Raw genomic sequence first — 17,247 nt, 5'->3', positions numbered from 1 at the left:
AGGGGTGATCGATGACGCAAACGGTGCCCGTCCGCAAGGCAGGCGTTGATGCCGGCGCACCTGTCGACTAAAGGTTGAAAGCCTGGAGCGTACGCCCGTCGAGGGTGTGCGTTCTATTCGGTTCTGGTCGCTCGAGGGCGCGGAGGGGCGGACGGACGGGATGGACCAGCTGTCGAGCCGCCGAGCCGGGCCTGCGCCCGCGTCCGTGCCAGCACCGTCGGAAGGGGGGGCCCCGCGCCCCGGCCGTCGCAGCGCCTTCGCCGACGACCCCGTGCTCACCGCCGCCCTCGACGCCGCTCTAGACGAGCCGGGCGAGAAGGAGCTCGTGGCGCTCGGCGCCTACTGGGGCTCGGCCGAGGCGGAGGAGGTCGCGCGCATCGCCTGCGCCTCGCCGCCCGCGTTGCGACGCTTCGACGAGCAGGGGCGCCCCGTCGATCAGGTCGAGGTCCACCCCGCCTACCACGCGCTGATGAAGCGGAGCGTCGGCTCGGGCCTCCTGTCCTCGGCGTGGGAGGAGGGCGAGGAGCGGACGCAGCACCGCATGCGGGCCGCCGCGCTCCACCTCACCGCCCAGTGCGAGCGCGGCCACCTTCTGCCGGTGAGCGCGACCCACGCCGCCGTCGCCGCCCTCGCCTGCGCCGGCGAGCTCGAGGCTGAGCTGTTCCCGCTCATCGCGAGCCGGCGCTACGACCGCCGGCCGCTGCCCCTCGCCCACAAGGAAGGCGCCAGCGTCGCGCTCGCCCTCGCCGAGCCCCCCATGGACGGGGCGGCGGCGACCTGCGCCGAGCCGGCCGGAGGCAACGTCGTGCGCGTCACCGGCACGAAGTGGCTGGTGGCGGGCCCGACCAGCGACCTCCTCCTCGTCCTTGCCGAGGATGCGGACGGGCCGACGACGGTGATGGTGCCTCGCCTCGCGCCGGAAAACGCGGGCGCCGTCCGCATCGAGGCCCTCACCGACGTCGGCGGGCTGACCGCCCAGGCGTTCGGCCGCATCGCGTTCGACGGAGCGGAGGGCCGCATCATCGGGGAGCCGGGACGCGGGCTGTCGGTGCTGCGCGACGTGCGCACGCTGCTCGCCCTCGACGGCGCCACCATCGCGGCGGGGGCGATGCGCGCCGCCGTGGTCCGTGCGGTCCGGGACGCACGCCGCGAAGGGGCCTCTGCGCAGGAGGAGGACGGCCCCCTGCGCGCGCGCCTCCTCGCCGACATCGCTCTGGAAAGCGCCGCGCAGACCGCCCTGGCCATCCGCCTCGCCACGGCGTTCGACCAGGCGTTCGAGCGCGACGGCGACCACGCCGTGGCGCGGCTGGTCACCGCCGCCGCCGGCCTCGCCGCGATGACCTGCGCGCCCACCGTGGCGCGCTCGGCACGCGAGGCGGTCGGCCCGTCGGCGAGCGTGGCGGGGCACCCCGTGGCGCGGATCGCTGCGGACGTCGGCGCGCTCAGCGCGCTCGACGGCGGCGGCACCCGCGCGGCCGCCGAGCTCGCACGGCTGGTCGACCGCGATCCCAACGTGCTGCGCGACGCCCTCGAGGAGCTCGGTGCGGACCTCGGCAGCGCCAACGGCGACCTCGTCGATGACACGCTGGCGCTCGGCGAGCGGGCGGCTGCCGACGTCGCGGTCGCCCGCGCCTTCGCCGAGCAGCTCGCAATGGTCGCCGCGGCCTCGGCGATGCGGCGCAACCTGCCGCGCGTCGTCGCCGACGCCTACGTCGCGACGCGGCTCAGGGGGCGCCACCGCGCCGGCCACGGCGCCTTCGACGGGCGCTTCGACGCCGACGCCATCCTCGACCTCGTGGTCCCCGGGGATTGATTGCGCGATCGCCGATCAGCGGCGCGGCAGCCCCAGCGCGCGCAGCCGGTCGAGCGCGCCCTGGAGGATGACCGCGGCGGCGTGCCGGTCGATGGCCTCGCGGCGGCGCGCCCGCGAGGTGTCCGTCGCGATGAGCTCCCGCTCGGCCGCCACCGTCGACCACCGCTCGTCCCACGCGACCAGCGGGCGGTCAGTGACCCGGGCGAGGTTGCGGGCGAAGTCGCGCGTCGACTGCGCCCGCGGGCCGACGCTGCCGTCCATGTTGAGCGGCATGCCGACGACGAGGGCCACCACGTTGTAGCGCAGGGCGTGGGCGAGCAGCGCGTCGGCGTCGGCTCGGAACTTGGTGCGCCTAATCGTGACGAGGGGCGCCGCGACGCGCCAGCCCTCGTCGGACACCGCGACGCCGATGGTGCGGGTACCGAGGTCGAGGCCGAACAGCGCACCGCGAAGCTCGCCGATGTCCTCGATGGCGGTGAACGGCCCCGTCATGCGCCGCCGAACAGCTCGCGCGCGCTCGCCCACGCCGCCCCCGGATGCCGTGCGACGAGCGCGGCGACGGCGTCCACGAACTCCCAAACGTCCCCCTTGTGCACCGCGTGGTGGGTGAGGAGGCCGATGGGCCCGCCCGACGCGACCGCCGCCTCCGCCATGCGGGACAGCGAGGGCGTCGCGAGGAGGCCACGCCCACCACGCCAGTCGACCGGGTCAAGGTGCGTGTCGACGCGCGCGAGCGGCCCGTCCCGCGTCGGCCCGCCGAACAGCGAGACGCCCACGTAGCCCGCCGCCGCGAGGGGGCCGTCGAGGTTGCCGCGCATGCGGTTCCACGGCGGCACCATCACCGGCAGGAACGCCGGCGAGGCGAGGGCCCGCCGCGCCGCCACGAGCTCCGCCACGATGGCGTCAACGTCCCGCGCATCGCCGAGCTCGGCCGGCTTGCCAGAGGGCTGATGATTGCTGTGGCTCGCCCCATGCTGGAGGACGACGTGCCCGTGGCGCTCGCAGTGGGCGAGGACGCTGGCGTCGGCGCCGTACGGGATCACCGCCAGCGCCAGCGACGCGCGGTGGCGGGCGGCGAGCGCGGTGAGCCGCTCCAGCCGCGGCCCGACCCGCACCGCGTCGTCGTCGCGCCACCACACGCGGCGCGGCGAGCCCTCTGCCGCCGCACGGCCGAACGCGGCCTCAAGCACCGCGAGCGCACCCATCACGCGAGCGCCGTCCGAGCATCGACCGCGGCGAGGAGGAGCTCGGCGGACCGTTCGGCGCCGCGGAGGTCGAGCTCTGGACGGGCCGGCGGCGGCGCGGCGAGCGCGGCTCGCACCGCCTCGACGAGCTGGTCCACGTCGAGCGAGGCCTCCTCGACCACCCTCGCGAGGCCGCGCGCTTCGAACGCGGCGGCGCGGTCGGTCTGCTCGGTCTCTCCGTCCGCCGCGAACGGCACGAAGATTGCGCGCACGCCGGAGGCCACCACGTCCACCGCGGTGTTGTAGCCGGCCTGGCTCACCGACAGTGCCGCACCGACGAGGAGCGCACGGAAGTCGCGCCGGTTCGGCTCCACCAAGGCGTTGTCGGGCGCCGCGGCGCGCCACCCCTCGATCCGGTGGGCCAGCGCTGCAGGGACGAAGATGCGGAACCGGCGCTCGCGCACCCGGCGCGCGGCGCCGAGCGCGGCCTCCACGAGGCGCGCACCCACCGCGCCGCCGCCGCAGGAGACGACGACGTCGCCGCACTCACCGGGCGCCGCGCGGGCGGCCACCGGGCCGGCATCGACGTAGCCCGTGTGGTGCGTGAGGTCCGCGATCGCGCCCGCCGCGCCGAAGGTGTCGGGAAGGCTCACCAGCGAGGGGTCCCCGTGGACGAGGACGAGGTCGTACCAGCGGCGGGCGAGCGCGGCCATCGCGGCCTCCTTCGCCGGCGGCTTGCGCACCAGAACGTCGCGCACCGAGGCCGCGACCACCGGCCGACGGCGCCCCACCGCGAGCCCGGAGAGCAGCGGCACGAGCTCGGCGGCGAACGCGCGGCGACCGAGCGGGAACGCCTCCGTGACGATGACGTCGGGCCGGACGCCGGCGACTACCTCCCCGAGGAGCGCGGCCCGGCCCGCGACCAGCGCCTCGTAGGGGCGGCCGTCGGCGCCGACGATCCGCGCGAACGTCGCGTCCGTCGCCCGGACGGGGGGCAGCGCCACCACGTCGAGGCCGGCGAGGTCGAGCGTCGCCGGCGGCGTCGCACCGACGACGAGCGTGACCGCCGTCCCGCGGCCCGCCAGCGCCCGCGCCAGCGCCGCGGCGCGCACGGTGTGCCCCGTGCCGAGGAGGTGGGTGACCCAGATCAGCGCGCGCGGCATCGCGCCCCCTCGCCGGCGCGGGCTCGGCGGTGCTCGATCGCGTGGGCGAGGAGCGCGTCGAGCCGCCGCGCGCCCGCCTCGAGGTCGTTGGCGCGGGCGAACGCGGCCGCCCGCCGTCCCATCGCGGCGAGGCGCTCCGGGTCGGCGAGCGCGGACAGGATCGCGGCGGCGTGCGCGGCCGCGTCCCGTGGCGGGACGAGCCACCCAGTCTCGCCGTCGCGCACGACCTCGGCGACGCCGGGCGCCGCGCCGCCGACCACGGGAAGCCCTGCGGCCTGCGCCTCCAGGAAGGCGAACCCGAACGGCTCGTCGATGGCTGGCCACACGAAGAGGCTCGAACGGGCGTAGAGCGCCGCGAGCTCGCGCGCCTCGAGCAGCCCACCATGGTGCCCATCGGGAACAGCGGCTCGAGCGCGCGCGCTCCGGCCCGTCGCCGGCGAGCGCCAGCGTCACCGAGGGCCGGACGCGCGCACCCTCGCGAGGGCGTCGGCGAGGACGCGCACGCCCTCCGCCTTGCGCCCGGGCCGCATCATCGCCGCGCACGCCAGCGCATCGGGGCGCGGCGCCCGCTGCATGAGGAACGGCGCGACGTCGAGGAAGGGCGGCACGCGCACCACCTTGTGCGGGACGTGGCGGGTCAGCTCCGCCGCGTCGTGCGCCGTCACCGCACCGACCGCGTCCGCCTCGGCGAGCACCGCGTCCGCCCGCTCAAAGCCCGCCGCCCACGGGCTACGGGCGTGGCGCGGCGCGCGGCTCGCCTCGAGGACGGCGTAGGGCAGCGCGAAGGCCGCGGCGAGGGGCGGGCCAACGAGGTCCGGCGCCTTGTGGTAGCTGTGATAGGTGAGCACCGCGTCCGGCGCGCGCTCCCGCCATCCTGCCGCGATGCGCCCGACCGCGGCCTGCGCCGCACGGTCGAGGGCGGCGAAGTCGTGCGGCTCGGCGCGCCAGGTCGAGGGGGCGTGGGGACGCACCACCTCGTGCCCGGTCCGCTCCAGCGCCGCCACCACGAGCCGCGCGAACGTGCGGTCGCCCGACGGCACCGGATGATCCGGCGGCCTCATCGGCGTCAGTAGCGCCACCCGCATCAGCCGGCCGCGGGGGACGGCCGCCGCGTCACGCTGCGCGCCGGGCCGACATCGTCGCTGCGAGGCGCGCCGCGATGCGGGCGATCCCCGGCTCCGGCGCGAACGCGCCGCGCACCCGTGCCGCGCCAGCCCGTCCCATGGCGCTTCGCCGCTCGGGATCATCGGCGAGCGCCAAGACGGCGGCCGCGAGCGCTGCCGGATCGCGCGGCGGCACCAGGAGGCCGGCCTCCTCGGTGACGATCTCCGGAACCGCAGACACGCCGGTGGAGACCACGGGCAACCGCATCGTCATCGCCTCCATCAGAACGTTGGGCAGCCCGTCGCGGTCGCCGTCCCGCGCGATGCGGCTCGCGAGCACGAAGACGTCGGCGCGCGCGTAGGCCGCCGCGACGTCGCCGCGCGCCATGGGTCCGAGGAAGGCCACCCGGTCGCCGATCCCAAGCCGTGACGCCAGCGCCTCGAGGCCTGGCACCAGCGCCCCTCCGCCCACATGCTCGAAGCGCCAGTCGATCCGCGCGGGCAGCCGCGCCAGCGCGCGCAACAGATCGTCGAGCCCCTTCTTCTCCACCGCCCGACAGACGCTGAGGAGGCGCAGTGGCCCGCTCCCCGTCCGCCGCGGCGGGGGGACGAACTCGGCCGCGTCGAGCCCGTGGTAGACGAGCTCGACCGCGCCGCGCGGAGCGTGCCGCGCGAGGACCTCCTGGTTCGCCGCCGTGCACGTCACGCCCCAGGCCGCGCCGGCGATCTTCTGCGCAAGGTCCCAGTCCGGCGAGGTGTAGATGTCCTTTGCATGGGCGGAGAACGCGTATGGCAGCCCCGTCATCAACGCCGCGTAGCGGGCCACGGACGCCGGCGTGTGCAGGTAGTGCACGTAGATCACCCCCGTCCCCTCCGGCAGCTCCGCCGCGAGGACGGCCGCCTGGCCGAAGCGTCGGCGCCGGTTGGCGGTGCGATCGCGGGCGAGGTCCGCGCGGTACGCTGCCTCCGCCGCCGCCCAGCCCGGCAGGCGCGCGGCGATCGATCGGGCCCGCCGCACCCGCGCAGGGTCGTCCTGGAGGTATTCCGGCAGGTAAAGGACCGGAGCGGCGATCCGCCGGTGCACATCGTGCACGATCCCCTCCGTGGGGCGGCGCAGCGACACAATGGTGAGGTCGAGGCCGACCCGTTCGAGCCCGAGGAGCTCTTGGGCGATGAAGGTTTCCGACAGCCGCGGGTACCCCTTGAGGACCACGGCGACCCGGGGCGCAATCGCCCTCACCGCACGACGGAGAGCGGCGCGCCCACCGCCCGGCGCGGCGCGGCGAGGATCGCCTCGGCGCGGTCGTTGATCGCCTCGAGCCCACCGAGCAGCTCGCCGACGCCCGCCCTCGACGGCGCCGGCCGCCCCGGCAGCCGCGCCAGCGCGTCGCTCATCACCGTGACGTCCGGGTAGGCGTCGATGGGCAGGCATGTGACGAGCCCGGCCGCCGCCGCCTTGCCGGCGCGGATCGCCTGCTCGCGCCGCGGGACGACGCGGGGCACCAGGAGCGTCGGCTTGTCGAATGACAGGATCTCGCAAAACGTGTTGTAGCCGCCCATGCCGACGATCGCCGTCGCCTGCGTCATCAGCGTCTCGATGACGGGGGTGAAGCGGATGAGGTGGACGTCGCGCAGCGCCTCGGCCCGCGCCTTGAAGGCGGACTGCGCCTCCGCGGGCATGAACGGCCCCATCACGACGAGCGCCGGGAACAGTGGTCGCCCGCGCGCCTCGTAGGCGTGCAGCACCCAGTCCACGAGCTCCATCCCGTCGCCGCCGCCGCCGGGCGTCACCAGGATGAACGGCTCGGCGCCGAACGGGTTGGCCTCCACCGCCCCGTCCGTCGGCGGCGCCTCGCGGCGCAGGTAGCCGGTGTAAAGCATCTTGTTGCGCACGCGCCGCGAGACCGCGATCCCCTCCAGCGGGTCATGCACCTCGGCGTGGCCGTAGATCCAGACCTCGTCGTAGAGCTCCTCGAGCGCACGCACCGCGTCCTTGCGCGCCCACTCGCCGGCAAGGCTCGCAGGGTCGTCCATCACGTCGCGCAGGCCGAGCACGAGGCGCGTGCCGCGCGCCTTCAGCATGGAGAGCGTCCGCTCGACCTCGCCGCGCAGGCCGAGCGGCTCCTTGTCGACCAGGATGAGGTCGGGGGCGAACACGTCCGCGGTGTGCTCGATGATGGATGCCCGCAGCTTCAGCATGTCGTCGATGCCGAGCCGCAGGGAGTGGGAGGAGTACGCCCCGTCCGACAGCTTGATGACGCCCGGCACGCGCACGAAGTCCACGCGCGGCCGGAACTCGAAGCTCCCAATGATCGGCGAGCCGGACAAGATGATGACCGACAAGCGGCCCATCCGCTCGACCATCGCGTGCGCGATGGCCCGGCAGCGACGCAGGTGGCCGAGGCCGAAGCTGTCGTGCGAGTAGATGAGGACGCGCGGCTGTTCGGCGGGCATGGCGACCTTCGCGACAAAAACGCCGAACCCAAACGTGCGCTTGGCCGATGCGTCAAGGCCGCCGCCACTCACCGCCGCCCAGCGATGCTGGCGCGGCCCATCGCGAAGGTGTGAGCGCGTCGGCGCCGTCGGATGAGGCGATGGCCGACCGCAGCGTTGATCCGGCGCCATCGTGGTGACAATCGTCGCACGATGGAACGCACACTGTTCGGCTTCATCTGGCGCTACTCGAAGCCCCAGCAGATCGTCATCCTGGCGCTGACGGTCGTCTCGTTCCCGATCCTCTACATGACGCTCGAGCTGCCCAAGTGGATCGTCAACGACGCCATCTCGGGCTCGGATTTCCCGAAGTCGGTGCTCGGCGTCGAGCTCGGTCAGATCGACTACCTCATCGCGCTGTGCCTCGCCTTCCTCGCGCTCGTCGTCGCAAACAACGGCGTCAAGTACGTGCTCAACATCGTGAAGGGCGTCGCCGGCGAGCGCATGCTGCGCCGCCTGCGCTACATGCTCTACAACGCGATCCTGCGCTTCCGCCTGCCGCGCTTCCGCCGCGTGTCGGGGGGCGAGCTCATCCCGATGATCACCGCCGAGGTAGAGGACGTCGGGGTCTTCATCGGCGAGGCGATCGCGACGCCCGCCTTCCAGGGCGGCACGCTCCTCGTCTACGTCGTCTTCATCTTCGCCCAGGACCCGTACCTCGGCGCGGCGGCGATCTCGCTCTACCCGCTGCAGGCCTACATCATCCCCAAGCTGCAGCGCCGCGTCATCCAGCTCTCGCGCGAGCGCATCGTCAACGTGCGCACGATCTCGGAGCGCATCAACGAGACGGTGGGCGCGGCCGCAGACATCCACGCCAACGACACCTCGCGCTGGCACTTGGCGGACCTCTCCGACCGGCTGTTCGTGAACTACCGCATCCGGCTTGCGATCTTCAAACGCAAGTTCATGATCAAGTTCCTGAACAACTTCCTCAATCAGCTCCCGCCGTTCTTCTTCTACGCCGTCGGTGGCATCCTCGTGATCCGGGGCGAGCTCTCCTTCGGCGCGCTGGTCGCCGTGCTCGCCGCCTACAAGGACCTTGCCTCGCCCTGGAAGGAACTCCTCAACTGGTACCAGACGCTCGCCGGCGTCAGGGTGAAGTACGAGACCGTCGTCGAGAACTTCGACGTCGAGGACGCGATGCCGGCCGCGCGCCTCCTCGGCACGCCGGAGGGCGAGGCGTCGCTGCCGTCGCTCCAAGTCGCGCTGTCCTCGGTCACCGTGTCGGGCGGCGGCAGCGGCCAGGAGGTGTTCGACGTTTCTCTCACCGTCGAGCCCGGGGATCGCCTGGCGATCTACGGCGGCGACGGCTCAGGCCGCACCGAGCTCGTGCTCGCCGCCGCCGGCCTCCTCCTGCCCGCCACGGGGCGCGCGACCCTTGGCGGGCTGCGCTTCGAGGACCTCTCCCACGCGCAGGTCGCGCGGCACCTGTCGTTCGTTGGGTCCGACCCTTACCTATTCAACACCACGATCCGCGGCAACGTGGTCTACGGCATCCGCACCGACCCGCTCGGCGAGGGCGGCGACGAGCTCGCCGAGCTGCGCCGCGCGGAGGCCGCCCTCACCGGCAACTCGCTGCACGACGTCACCGGCGCCTGGGAGGACTTCGCACGCGCCGGCGTCGATGCGGCCGAGCGGCTCGACGACCGCCTGCTTGAGCGGTTCACCCTCGCCGGGCTCGAGGGCGACCTCTACCGCCTCGGCCTCGCCTCCCATGCGGCGGACGGGGACGACGCACGCTTCCACGAAAGCATCCTCGCCGCCCGCCAGGAGGTGCGCCGCGAGGTCGGTCGTGACAACGACCTCAGGACGCTCGTCGCCCTATGGGAGCCGGACGCGTTCAACGCCTCCGCCACGCTCGGCGAGAACACGCTGTACGGCCTGCCGCGCGATCCCAAGGTGCGGGTTTGGACCGCCGCCGCCGACCCCGCGGTGCGCCGGGCGCTCGCCGAGGCGAACGTCGACGGCCTCCTCATCGAGGTCGGCGCCAAGGTGGCGGAGACGATGATCGAGCTGTTCTCCGACACCGGGGCCGACCCCTCGCTCATCGGCGGTTACTCGTTCCTGTCGGCGGACGAGACGCCGCTGTTCCAGGAGCGCCTGCGGCGGCGCGAGCGCGACGCGGCGAGCCTGTCGGGCGAGGACGTCGCCGCCTTCATCGGGCTCGCCTTCCGCCTGATCCCAGCACGGCACCGCATCGTCACCCTGTCGGACACGGATGAGGATCGCCTCGTCGCCGCGCGGACCGTCGTTCACAGGGCGCTCGGGGGCCATGCGGGCTACGCGCTGTTCACCGGCGATCGCGTCATCGGGCCGCTTTCCATCGAGGAGAACATCCTGTTCGGCAAGCCGCGCGTGGACCGCCGCGGGGCCTCCGAGCGCATCGACGCGCTGCTGCGCGACACGACCCGAGCGCTCGGCCTGCGCGACCCCATCGCTCGCGCCGGGCTGGACTTTCCCGTCGGCGTCGCCGGCGGACGGCTGTCCGCCGGGCAGCGCCGGCGCATCGGCCTGGTCCGCGCGCTGGTCAAGCGTCCGGACATCCTCGTGATGGATGGCGTCGTCGACGGCGACCGCGCGCTCCTCGCCCGCATCCTCTCTTTGTGCGGCGACGGATCGCTCGTGGTCGGCACCGCCGACCCCGCCGTCGCCGAGGCCCTCGGCACCGCCGCTGTGCTGCGCGATGGCCGGTTGGTCGCCGCGGGCCGATGGATCGCGTCAACCCCGGCGGTCGGCACCGCCGCTGTGCTGCGCGATGGCCGGTTGGTCGCCGCGGGCCGATGGGATAGCGTCAAGGCGGTCGCGCTCCGCGCGGAGGAGCCCGCGACGATGGAGGAGGCGTCATGACGACCGCTCGCGGCTGCACCACGGGCATCGCCGCGGCGGTGGCATGAGCATCGAGGCGGACGCCGCCGTCCTGCGCAAGCTCCCGCTGTTCCGCGGCGTTGACGACCAGAAGCTGCGCCTGCTCGCCTTCATGTCCGAGCGCGTGCGCTTTGAGGGGGGCGAGAGCCTCGTCGAGGAGGGCGACTTCGGCGACGTCGCCTACATCATCGTGTCGGGTGAGGCGGACGTCGTCATCGGGAGTCCGTCCGGCGAGCAGCTCGTCGCCACCGTGCGCGAGAACGACTTCGTCGGCGAGATCGCGATCCTGATCGACGTGCCGCGCACCGCGACCGTGCGGGCCAAGGGCGAGCTGGTGGCGCTCGCCGTCTCCAAGGAGCACTTCTTCAAGCTCCTCAAGACGTTCCCCGACATGGCGGTGGAGGTGATGCGCGCCCTCGCCCATCGCCTGGAGCGCACGACGCGCGAGGTGGGCCGGCTGCGCGCCGCATCGGCGCGCGCCTGACGTCCGTGGCGCTCGACCCAAACACCCTGTCGCTCACCGTCTGGGGCGCGCGCGGCTCGATCCCTGCGCCGGGCCCGCACACCCTGCGCTACGGCGGGGAGACCACCTGCCTCGAGGTCCGCGCCGGGCCGCACCACTTCCTCATCGACTGCGGGTCCGGCGCGCGCCAGTGCGGCGCCGCGCTCGCCGCCGAGGGCGTGACCCAGCTCGACGTCGTGTTCACCCACACGCACATGGACCACATCTGCGGCCTGCCGTTCTTCTGCTCGGCCTACGACCCCAACGTCCCCGTCAGCCTGTGGGCCGGCCACATCTCGCCCCCGGAGGGGTTCAAGGAGATCGTCGAGCGTATGATGAGCCCGCCGATCTTCCCGGTCGCCACCTCCGCGCTGCGCAACACGGAGTTCCGCCGCTTCGACGCGGGGCGTGAGTTCACCCTGGCATCGGGCCTCGCGATCGGCTCGGTGCCGCTCAACCACCCCGGCAACGGCTGCGGCTACCGCATCACGTGGGCCGGCTCGACGATCGCTGTCATCACCGACCACGAGCACGGCAACGAGGCGATGGACGATGCCATCGCCGAGTTCGTCACCGGCGCCGACCTCATGATCTACGACGCCATGCTCCTCGAGGAGGAGTACGAGCGGTACAGGGGGTGGGGCCACTCGACCCCGCAGCGCGCCCTCGCCCTCGCCGCGCGGGCCGGCGTGGCAACGCCGATGATGTTCCACCATGACCCCGCGCGGAGCGACGACGCGCTCGACACGCTCGCCGCCGACGTGGCACGTCAGCAGCCCGGCGCGCAGGTGGCGACGCAGGGCGCCACGCTCCACCTCACCCGCGGGCGGCTCGAGCTCGGCCCACGCCACGCGCCCTGACCGCGACGGGCCGCCGAGCGCCCCAACGACGCCACTAGGACGAACCCCATGAAGCTCTCCACCTCCCTCGCCGCCGTCGTCACCGGAGGCGCCTCCGGCCTCGGAGCGGCCACCGCCCGGCGCCTCGCCGCCGAGGGCGCCAAGGTCGCCGTCCTTGACATGGGCGACGGCGCGGCGGTGGCGCAGGAGATCGGCGGCACCTTCGTCAAGGTCGACGTCACCGACGAGGCGAGCCTCGAGGAGGGCTTCGCCAAGGCGCGAGAGGCGCACGGGCAGGAGCGCATCCTGGTGAACTGCGCCGGCATCGCCCCGGTCGCCAAGACGGTCTCGCGCGGCGCGCGGCACGCGTTCGACACCTTCGCCAAGGTCATTGACGTCAACCTCGTCGGCACGTTCCGCGCCTCGGCCATCGCCGCGCTGGGCATGTCGTCGGCCGAGCCGGTCACCGACGACGGCGAGCGCGGGATCATCGTGATGACCGCCTCCGTCGCCGCCTTCGACGGGCAGATCGGCCAGGCGGCCTACGCGGCGTCGAAGGGCGGCGTGGCCGGCCTCACCCTGCCGCTCGCCCGCGACCTGTCCCAGTACGGCATCCGCGTTGCGACCATCGCGCCCGGCATCTTCGAGACGCCGATGCTGATGGGGCTCGGCGAGAAGGTGATCGCCTCGCTCGGCGAGCAGGTCCCCTTTCCCAAGCGCCTCGGTCGGCCCGAGGAGTACGCCGAGCTCGCCATCGCGATCATCCAGTCGCCAATGCTCAACGGCGAGGTCATCCGGCTCGACGGCGCCATCCGCATGGCCCCCCGCTGACGAGCCAGCGACGTCCCCGAGCCCTGCGACGTCGATGCTGATCCTTGCAGCGAGCGATGGGCGCGACGGGACACGAACCGGCCGTGGGCGCGGCCGGTTCACGCCGTGGCCAAGCGATCGAGTGGCGCGACGGCCGCAGCGGCTCGCGCTGGCCCGCCGCCGGACGCCGGGGCTCCAGTCGCCCCGACGCGCGGGAGCTTCCGGCGAGCCCGTCGCACCGGCGACGCACGCGCCGACTCCAGGCTCCGCCGGCTGCGATCACCCTGCGGCACGGCCTTGCAGCACGCCGCGCCACGGACGGTGGCGTGGCGCTGCGCGCCGTCCCCCCGACGGCGGTGGGGCGCCGTCAGCCGCCGCCGGACGCCGGGGCTCCAGTCGCCCCGACGCTCAGGAGCTTCCGGCGAGCCCGTCGCACCGGCGACGCGCGCCGGCTTAAGGCTCCGCCGGCTGCGATCACCCCGCGGCACGGCCTTGCAGCACGTCACGCCATGGACGGTGGCGCGGCGCTGCGCCGTCCCTTGACGGCCTCCGGCGAAGTTGTCGAGCGGGAACTGGCGGGAGCTTCGCATCGCGGGCGACCGCACCGGCGCGACGCCCGGAAGGCGCCGTGCGCGCTGGACTGGCCGCGGTCGGCGACCCGCAGCTGCCCGTCATTTTCCAGGCAACCTGGCGCTACGCCTCGACCAGCGACGTGCGTCGAACACCGATCCCTCGCGCGGCAAGCGGACGGCTCGCGGTGAAGGTGATCCACGAGGTGAGCGAGGGTTGCCCTTTGAAGTGCATCACAGCGCCTGTCTGAGTTGCCCCGACGTTGCGACGGGGGGTTTGGTCTCCAAGCCGCGTCCGATGCGGCGTTAGCCGATACTCCAAAGGTTTGGCGATGAACGTCTTGGTCGGAAGTCGCAACGAGCCTCAGGACCCGTAGGCGCGATCCGCCAAGGCGGACCCGGATCCCGCGATCTCCCAAGGGAGATCGACAGGAGCCGACGGCACTTCTGGCTGAGCGAGCCGAGTTCGAGCGCCTTGCTCCGCTCCAGGCGACGGCCACGCGATGGAGGCCTCGCGTCGACGACCACCGGGTCATCGCCGGAGTCATCCCCGTCCTGAAGTCGGGCTGCCGGTGGAAGGATGCGCGTCAAGATCACGGCCCGCACGAGACGCTTTGCAACCGCGTCGTCCGTTGGGCGGCGAGCGGCGTGGGGTCGATGTCCTCCGCGCTCCGGCCGCGCTCGCGGACCGCCCTCGGCGCTCCTGACCCCCTCGTCGGCTTTGAAAGCCCATCGCTGCGCCGCCGGCGGCAGAGAGAGGAGCGGGGCCAGGCGATCGGCCGGTTGCGCGGCGGGCGCACGACCAACATCGACGCCCTGACCGAGATTTCGGTAGGCCGGTCACCCTCCACCCGACCGGCGGCAAGCGGCCGACTGCGCGCTCCTGAGCGCCATGCCGGCCTGCCGGGTCGTCCACGCCGACACGGCATGCGACACCAATGCGATCCGCCGGGCTGTCGAGGCCCGCATCGCGCTGGCGAACATCCCGCCGACGTCCCATCGGTGCTGGAAGGGCTGCTTCTCGCCCTTCATCTCCCGCGACCGGAACGCCATCGAGCGCGTGTTCGGCGGCCTCGAGCACTTCGGCCATGTTGCGCCCCGCTGCGACCGGCGGGCGGCCGACGTCCTCGCTCGTCGTCCGTCTCGCCGCAACCGTCGGCTGCTGGATATGAGCTCCGGCCCTGGAAAAGCTACCACCGACGATGAGCCTTGCACGATCCGCTGGGCGTCCGTCGTGCTGGATGCCGGATGGTCCTGCGTCATGCGCGATGACTGACTCGAAACGATCGCGACGCGCGATCAACAAGGGGCCTCTGCGAATGAGAGCCATTACGTCACCATAGGAGGGCGTCAGCTCAGCTCGAAGTCGCTATTGGGCTTCGGACAAGTGTGGCGACGCGCAGGATGACCGGGCGGTGGGCGACAACTTGGCAAACCCTTCGCGCTCGTCGTCGAGATCATGGAACGGAAGCTGCAAGGCTTCGAGGAGCTGTCCGTCGCGCCGTTCGCTCATGACGACTTGCGTCGCCGCTTCCAATGCTTCGCTGGCGACTTCGTCGCTCGCACCATCGGGCGGGGACGAGGCCCGAAGGGTGATGGCGAAGCTCCCTCTCCACTCCTGCAGCGGAGCGACCTTGCCTTGAGCCCGCTCTGCAAGGCCCCGAGGAGCGTCGGCGGCTGGAAGGCAAGGACCGTCGTCAGCCGTTCTTCACGACGACGCAAGGCGCCCGGGCCCGCGCGATGCGTTGACACAACGCCTCTGCCTCGCCACGCGACGCGGCGCTGAACTGCACGGCGTGGATCGGCAGCCGTCCGCGGGCGGCGAACCTGCGGACCACGACGTGCGGGCCGCGGGCGACGAGGTCCTGCGGCAGGCGCGGCCGGAGCCGGCCGTACTGGCGCATGGCGACGTGACGCTGCGGATGTCCGGCGACCTGAGCTCCCCAAGGACTGAAGCCCGCTGATCCGACCCCCGGAGGCGACACCGAACGGGCTCGCCCGAGCGCGGCGACCAGGACCGGGCAGTCCACCCGCGACGCGCGGTCCGGCCGGGGCAGCGGCGGAAAGGGGGCCGACACGTCGGAGAGCGGGCGTGTCATCGGCTCGAGCCCCATGCGCAAGGGCGGCCAGAATTGCGCCACCGGACGCATGGTGCCGGTCTGCGACCGCTCCCCCGTGGGCCCGTGCAACCCCACATCGATGGGGCTGAGGGCGAGGACGGCCGTTGCAGCGCGTGCCACCGCCGCCCGTCGCGCCGCGAGCGCCCAGTACTTGGCGGTACGGCCGGTGATCGCGTAGACGTAGTCGATGGTTTCGTAGGGCAGTCCGGCCCGCCCGGCGACGAAGGGAGGCACGCGGTTCGGCCCGCCGTTGTAGCCGGCGGCGGCGAGCCCCCACGAGCCGAACCGTGCCTTGAGATCGGCGAGGAAGTGCGCCGAGGCGAACAGCGCCGCCTCGCGGTCGAACGGGTCGGCGAGCCCCCGCAGGCGCGCCGTGGTCGGCATGAACTGGGCGATCCCCTGTGCCCCCACAGGGCTGACGGCGTTGGGGTTGAACCGGCTTTCCTTCCAGATCAGGCGGATGAAGAAGTCGTGGGGCACGCCATGGCGATCCGCGGCGTCGACCATGAGGCGGCACAGCGAGGCGACCTCGGCTGCCTCGCCGTCCGCAGTCCCCGAGCCCTCGTCCGCGCCTTCGTCCGCCGATGGCGCCGGCGCCGAGGCGGCGAGGCTGGCGATCGCGTTCCCGTTCGATGCCGCGGCGGCCCCCCCATCGCTCGCCGGAGGCGGGGGCGTACCGGGAGGATCGCCGTCCCCCGCAACGCCCTCCCTGCGACCGAGCTCCGCCTCCGCCGTCGCGCGCGAACGTGCGCCACGCCCTGCCGAAGCCTCGTTGTCGGGATTGCCCGGATCGCCCGCACTGAGGTCCGGCGACGGCCTAGACGGCGAACCGTGCCCGCGATCGCCCGGCGGCTCGCCCACCGCCTCGACCGCCGCCTCGGCGACCTCGTCCCGCGAGTCCTTCGTCGGCGCCCCGAGGGCATCGCTCTCCCGGTCCCCGAAGCCCTGCGCCGCCGTCCCGGCCGATGATGCGCCACGCCCCGCCGACGCCTCGTCGGCCGCATCACCCATCCCCGCGTGCACGCCCTGATGCGACGACGGCACGGCCGGCGAACCGGCCACGGCGTCCCGCGGGCCGTCGCCCGGTTGCTCGACCACGTCGTCGCTCCGGTCGCCCGCGGGCGCACCGAGGGCATCTCCCTCCGTGCGCCCGGAGCCCTGCGCGGGCGTCCCAGCCGATGGTGCGCCACGCGACGCTGACGCCTCGTCGGCCGCGCCACCCATGCCCGTGTGCACGCCCTGACGCGACGACGGCACGGCCGGCGCACCGGCCACGGCGTCCTGCAGATCCTCGCCCGCCGCCTTGGCCACCACGTCGCTCGCGTTCCCGGTCGGCGCACCGAGGGCATCGTCGCCGTCCGTGCGCCCGGAGCCGTGCACGGGCGTCCCGGCGGACGTTGCCACAGGTGCCGCGGAGACGGCCTCGGCCGAAGCCAACCCGCTCTGGTGCTCGCCGCTGTCCGACGGTGACACGCCCAGGCGCCTCGCCACACCGGCGACCGGGCCGCCGACGAGCCTAGGCGCCTCGGCGTCCGCAACCCGGTGCCATGGACCGTAGGGATCGCGATCCCAAGGGTCGGCCGTCACGCACCCGAAGGTGCTCGCGACCATCGCCGGTGATGGGGTGCGCTGCACTGCAACCGGAGCGTTAGCCTCTTCGACCGCGCTGCCAGTGTCGTTCCCACTCGAAGTTGGCGTGCGTCCGACCTTGCGACACGCCGGCGGCCCAGCGGCCGCGGCGACGGGTCGTTGCCGGACGACTACGTCCGCCGGTCCGGTCGGCGCC

Annotated in this window: 13 protein-coding genes and 1 pseudogene; 6 read left to right on the top strand and 8 right to left on the bottom strand. The window is 73.6% G+C overall.

Annotation, left to right across the window (positions count from 1 at the left end):
- The first annotated feature begins 160 nt into the window (after nucleotides 1-160).
- On the top strand, nucleotides 161-1,813 hold the full coding sequence (locus ACOOE8_RS09340; RefSeq protein ID WP_420394536.1) for a hypothetical protein: 1,653 nt from the start codon (nucleotides 161-163) through the stop codon (nucleotides 1,811-1,813).
- 15 nt (nucleotides 1,814-1,828) lie between these two features.
- Here the strand turns inward: ACOOE8_RS09340 and ruvX are convergent, their stop codons facing one another.
- The 7 genes from ruvX to ACOOE8_RS09305 form a co-directional block, all read right to left on the bottom strand.
- Complete coding sequence (ruvX, locus tag ACOOE8_RS09335; RefSeq protein WP_420394535.1) at nucleotides 1,829-2,305, bottom strand: Holliday junction resolvase RuvX; 477 nt, start codon at nucleotides 2,303-2,305, stop codon at nucleotides 1,829-1,831.
- Entirely contained in the window at nucleotides 2,302-3,021 is a 720-nt protein-coding gene (locus ACOOE8_RS09330; protein WP_420394534.1) for a hypothetical protein, read from the bottom strand. Before ACOOE8_RS09330 ends, ruvX begins: the two co-directional genes overlap by 4 nt.
- The gene (locus ACOOE8_RS09325) at nucleotides 3,018-4,160 is read right to left on the bottom strand and encodes a glycosyltransferase family protein (protein ID WP_420394533.1); all 1,143 of its coding nucleotides are present in this window, start codon (nucleotides 4,158-4,160) and stop codon (nucleotides 3,018-3,020) included. The genes ACOOE8_RS09330 and ACOOE8_RS09325 overlap by 4 nt, the downstream gene beginning before the upstream one ends.
- Complete coding sequence (locus ACOOE8_RS09320) at nucleotides 4,145-4,486, bottom strand: glycosyltransferase (protein WP_420394532.1); 342 nt, start codon at nucleotides 4,484-4,486, stop codon at nucleotides 4,145-4,147. The genes ACOOE8_RS09325 and ACOOE8_RS09320 overlap by 16 nt, the downstream gene beginning before the upstream one ends.
- Nucleotides 4,487-4,609: 123 nt before the next feature.
- The gene (locus tag ACOOE8_RS09315) at nucleotides 4,610-5,221 is read right to left on the bottom strand and encodes a hypothetical protein (protein ID WP_420394531.1); all 612 of its coding nucleotides are present in this window, start codon (nucleotides 5,219-5,221) and stop codon (nucleotides 4,610-4,612) included.
- A 52-nt stretch (nucleotides 5,222-5,273) separates the two neighbouring features.
- Nucleotides 5,274-6,494, bottom strand: coding sequence for a glycosyltransferase (locus ACOOE8_RS09310; protein ID WP_420394672.1), 1,221 nt, complete (start codon nucleotides 6,492-6,494; stop codon nucleotides 5,274-5,276).
- 5 nt (nucleotides 6,495-6,499) lie between these two features.
- Nucleotides 6,500-7,717: a glycosyltransferase family protein gene (locus ACOOE8_RS09305; protein ID WP_420394530.1), complete on the bottom strand. Its 1,218-nt coding sequence runs from the start codon at nucleotides 7,715-7,717 to the stop codon at nucleotides 6,500-6,502.
- Nucleotides 7,718-7,909: 192 nt separating this feature from the next.
- On the opposite strand from ACOOE8_RS09305, the gene ACOOE8_RS09300 reads away from it, so the two are divergent.
- From ACOOE8_RS09300 to ACOOE8_RS09280, 5 genes and pseudogenes are all read left to right on the top strand, one after another.
- On the top strand, nucleotides 7,910-10,603 hold the full coding sequence (locus tag ACOOE8_RS09300; RefSeq protein WP_420394529.1) for an ABC transporter transmembrane domain-containing protein: 2,694 nt from the start codon (nucleotides 7,910-7,912) through the stop codon (nucleotides 10,601-10,603).
- Between the two features lie 43 nt (nucleotides 10,604-10,646).
- Entirely contained in the window at nucleotides 10,647-11,105 is a 459-nt protein-coding gene (locus tag ACOOE8_RS09295) for a cyclic nucleotide-binding domain-containing protein (protein WP_420394528.1), read from the top strand.
- Nucleotides 11,106-11,110: 5 nt separating this feature from the next.
- Nucleotides 11,111-11,983: an MBL fold metallo-hydrolase gene (locus tag ACOOE8_RS09290; RefSeq protein WP_420394527.1), complete on the top strand. Its 873-nt coding sequence runs from the start codon at nucleotides 11,111-11,113 to the stop codon at nucleotides 11,981-11,983.
- A gap of 48 nt (nucleotides 11,984-12,031) precedes the next feature.
- A complete protein-coding gene (locus ACOOE8_RS09285) occupies nucleotides 12,032-12,793 on the top strand; it encodes an SDR family NAD(P)-dependent oxidoreductase (protein WP_420394526.1) in 762 nt (253 codons plus the stop codon).
- 972 nt (nucleotides 12,794-13,765) lie between these two features.
- Nucleotides 13,766-14,513, top strand: a pseudogene (locus tag ACOOE8_RS09280) (IS5 family transposase).
- Nucleotides 14,514-15,038: 525 nt separating this feature from the next.
- Here the strand turns inward: ACOOE8_RS09280 and ACOOE8_RS09275 are convergent.
- Nucleotides 15,039-16,934, bottom strand: a complete 1,896-nt coding sequence (locus tag ACOOE8_RS09275) for a transglycosylase SLT domain-containing protein (RefSeq protein WP_420394525.1) — start codon at nucleotides 16,932-16,934, stop codon at nucleotides 15,039-15,041.
- Nucleotides 16,935-17,247 lie beyond the last annotated feature (313 nt).

The organism is Acuticoccus sp. (assembly GCF_965213555.1).
GTDB lineage: Bacteria > Pseudomonadota > Alphaproteobacteria > Rhizobiales > Amorphaceae > Acuticoccus.
Note: the sequence above shows the minus strand (reverse complement) of the source record. Positions and strands in the feature narration are given on the sequence as shown.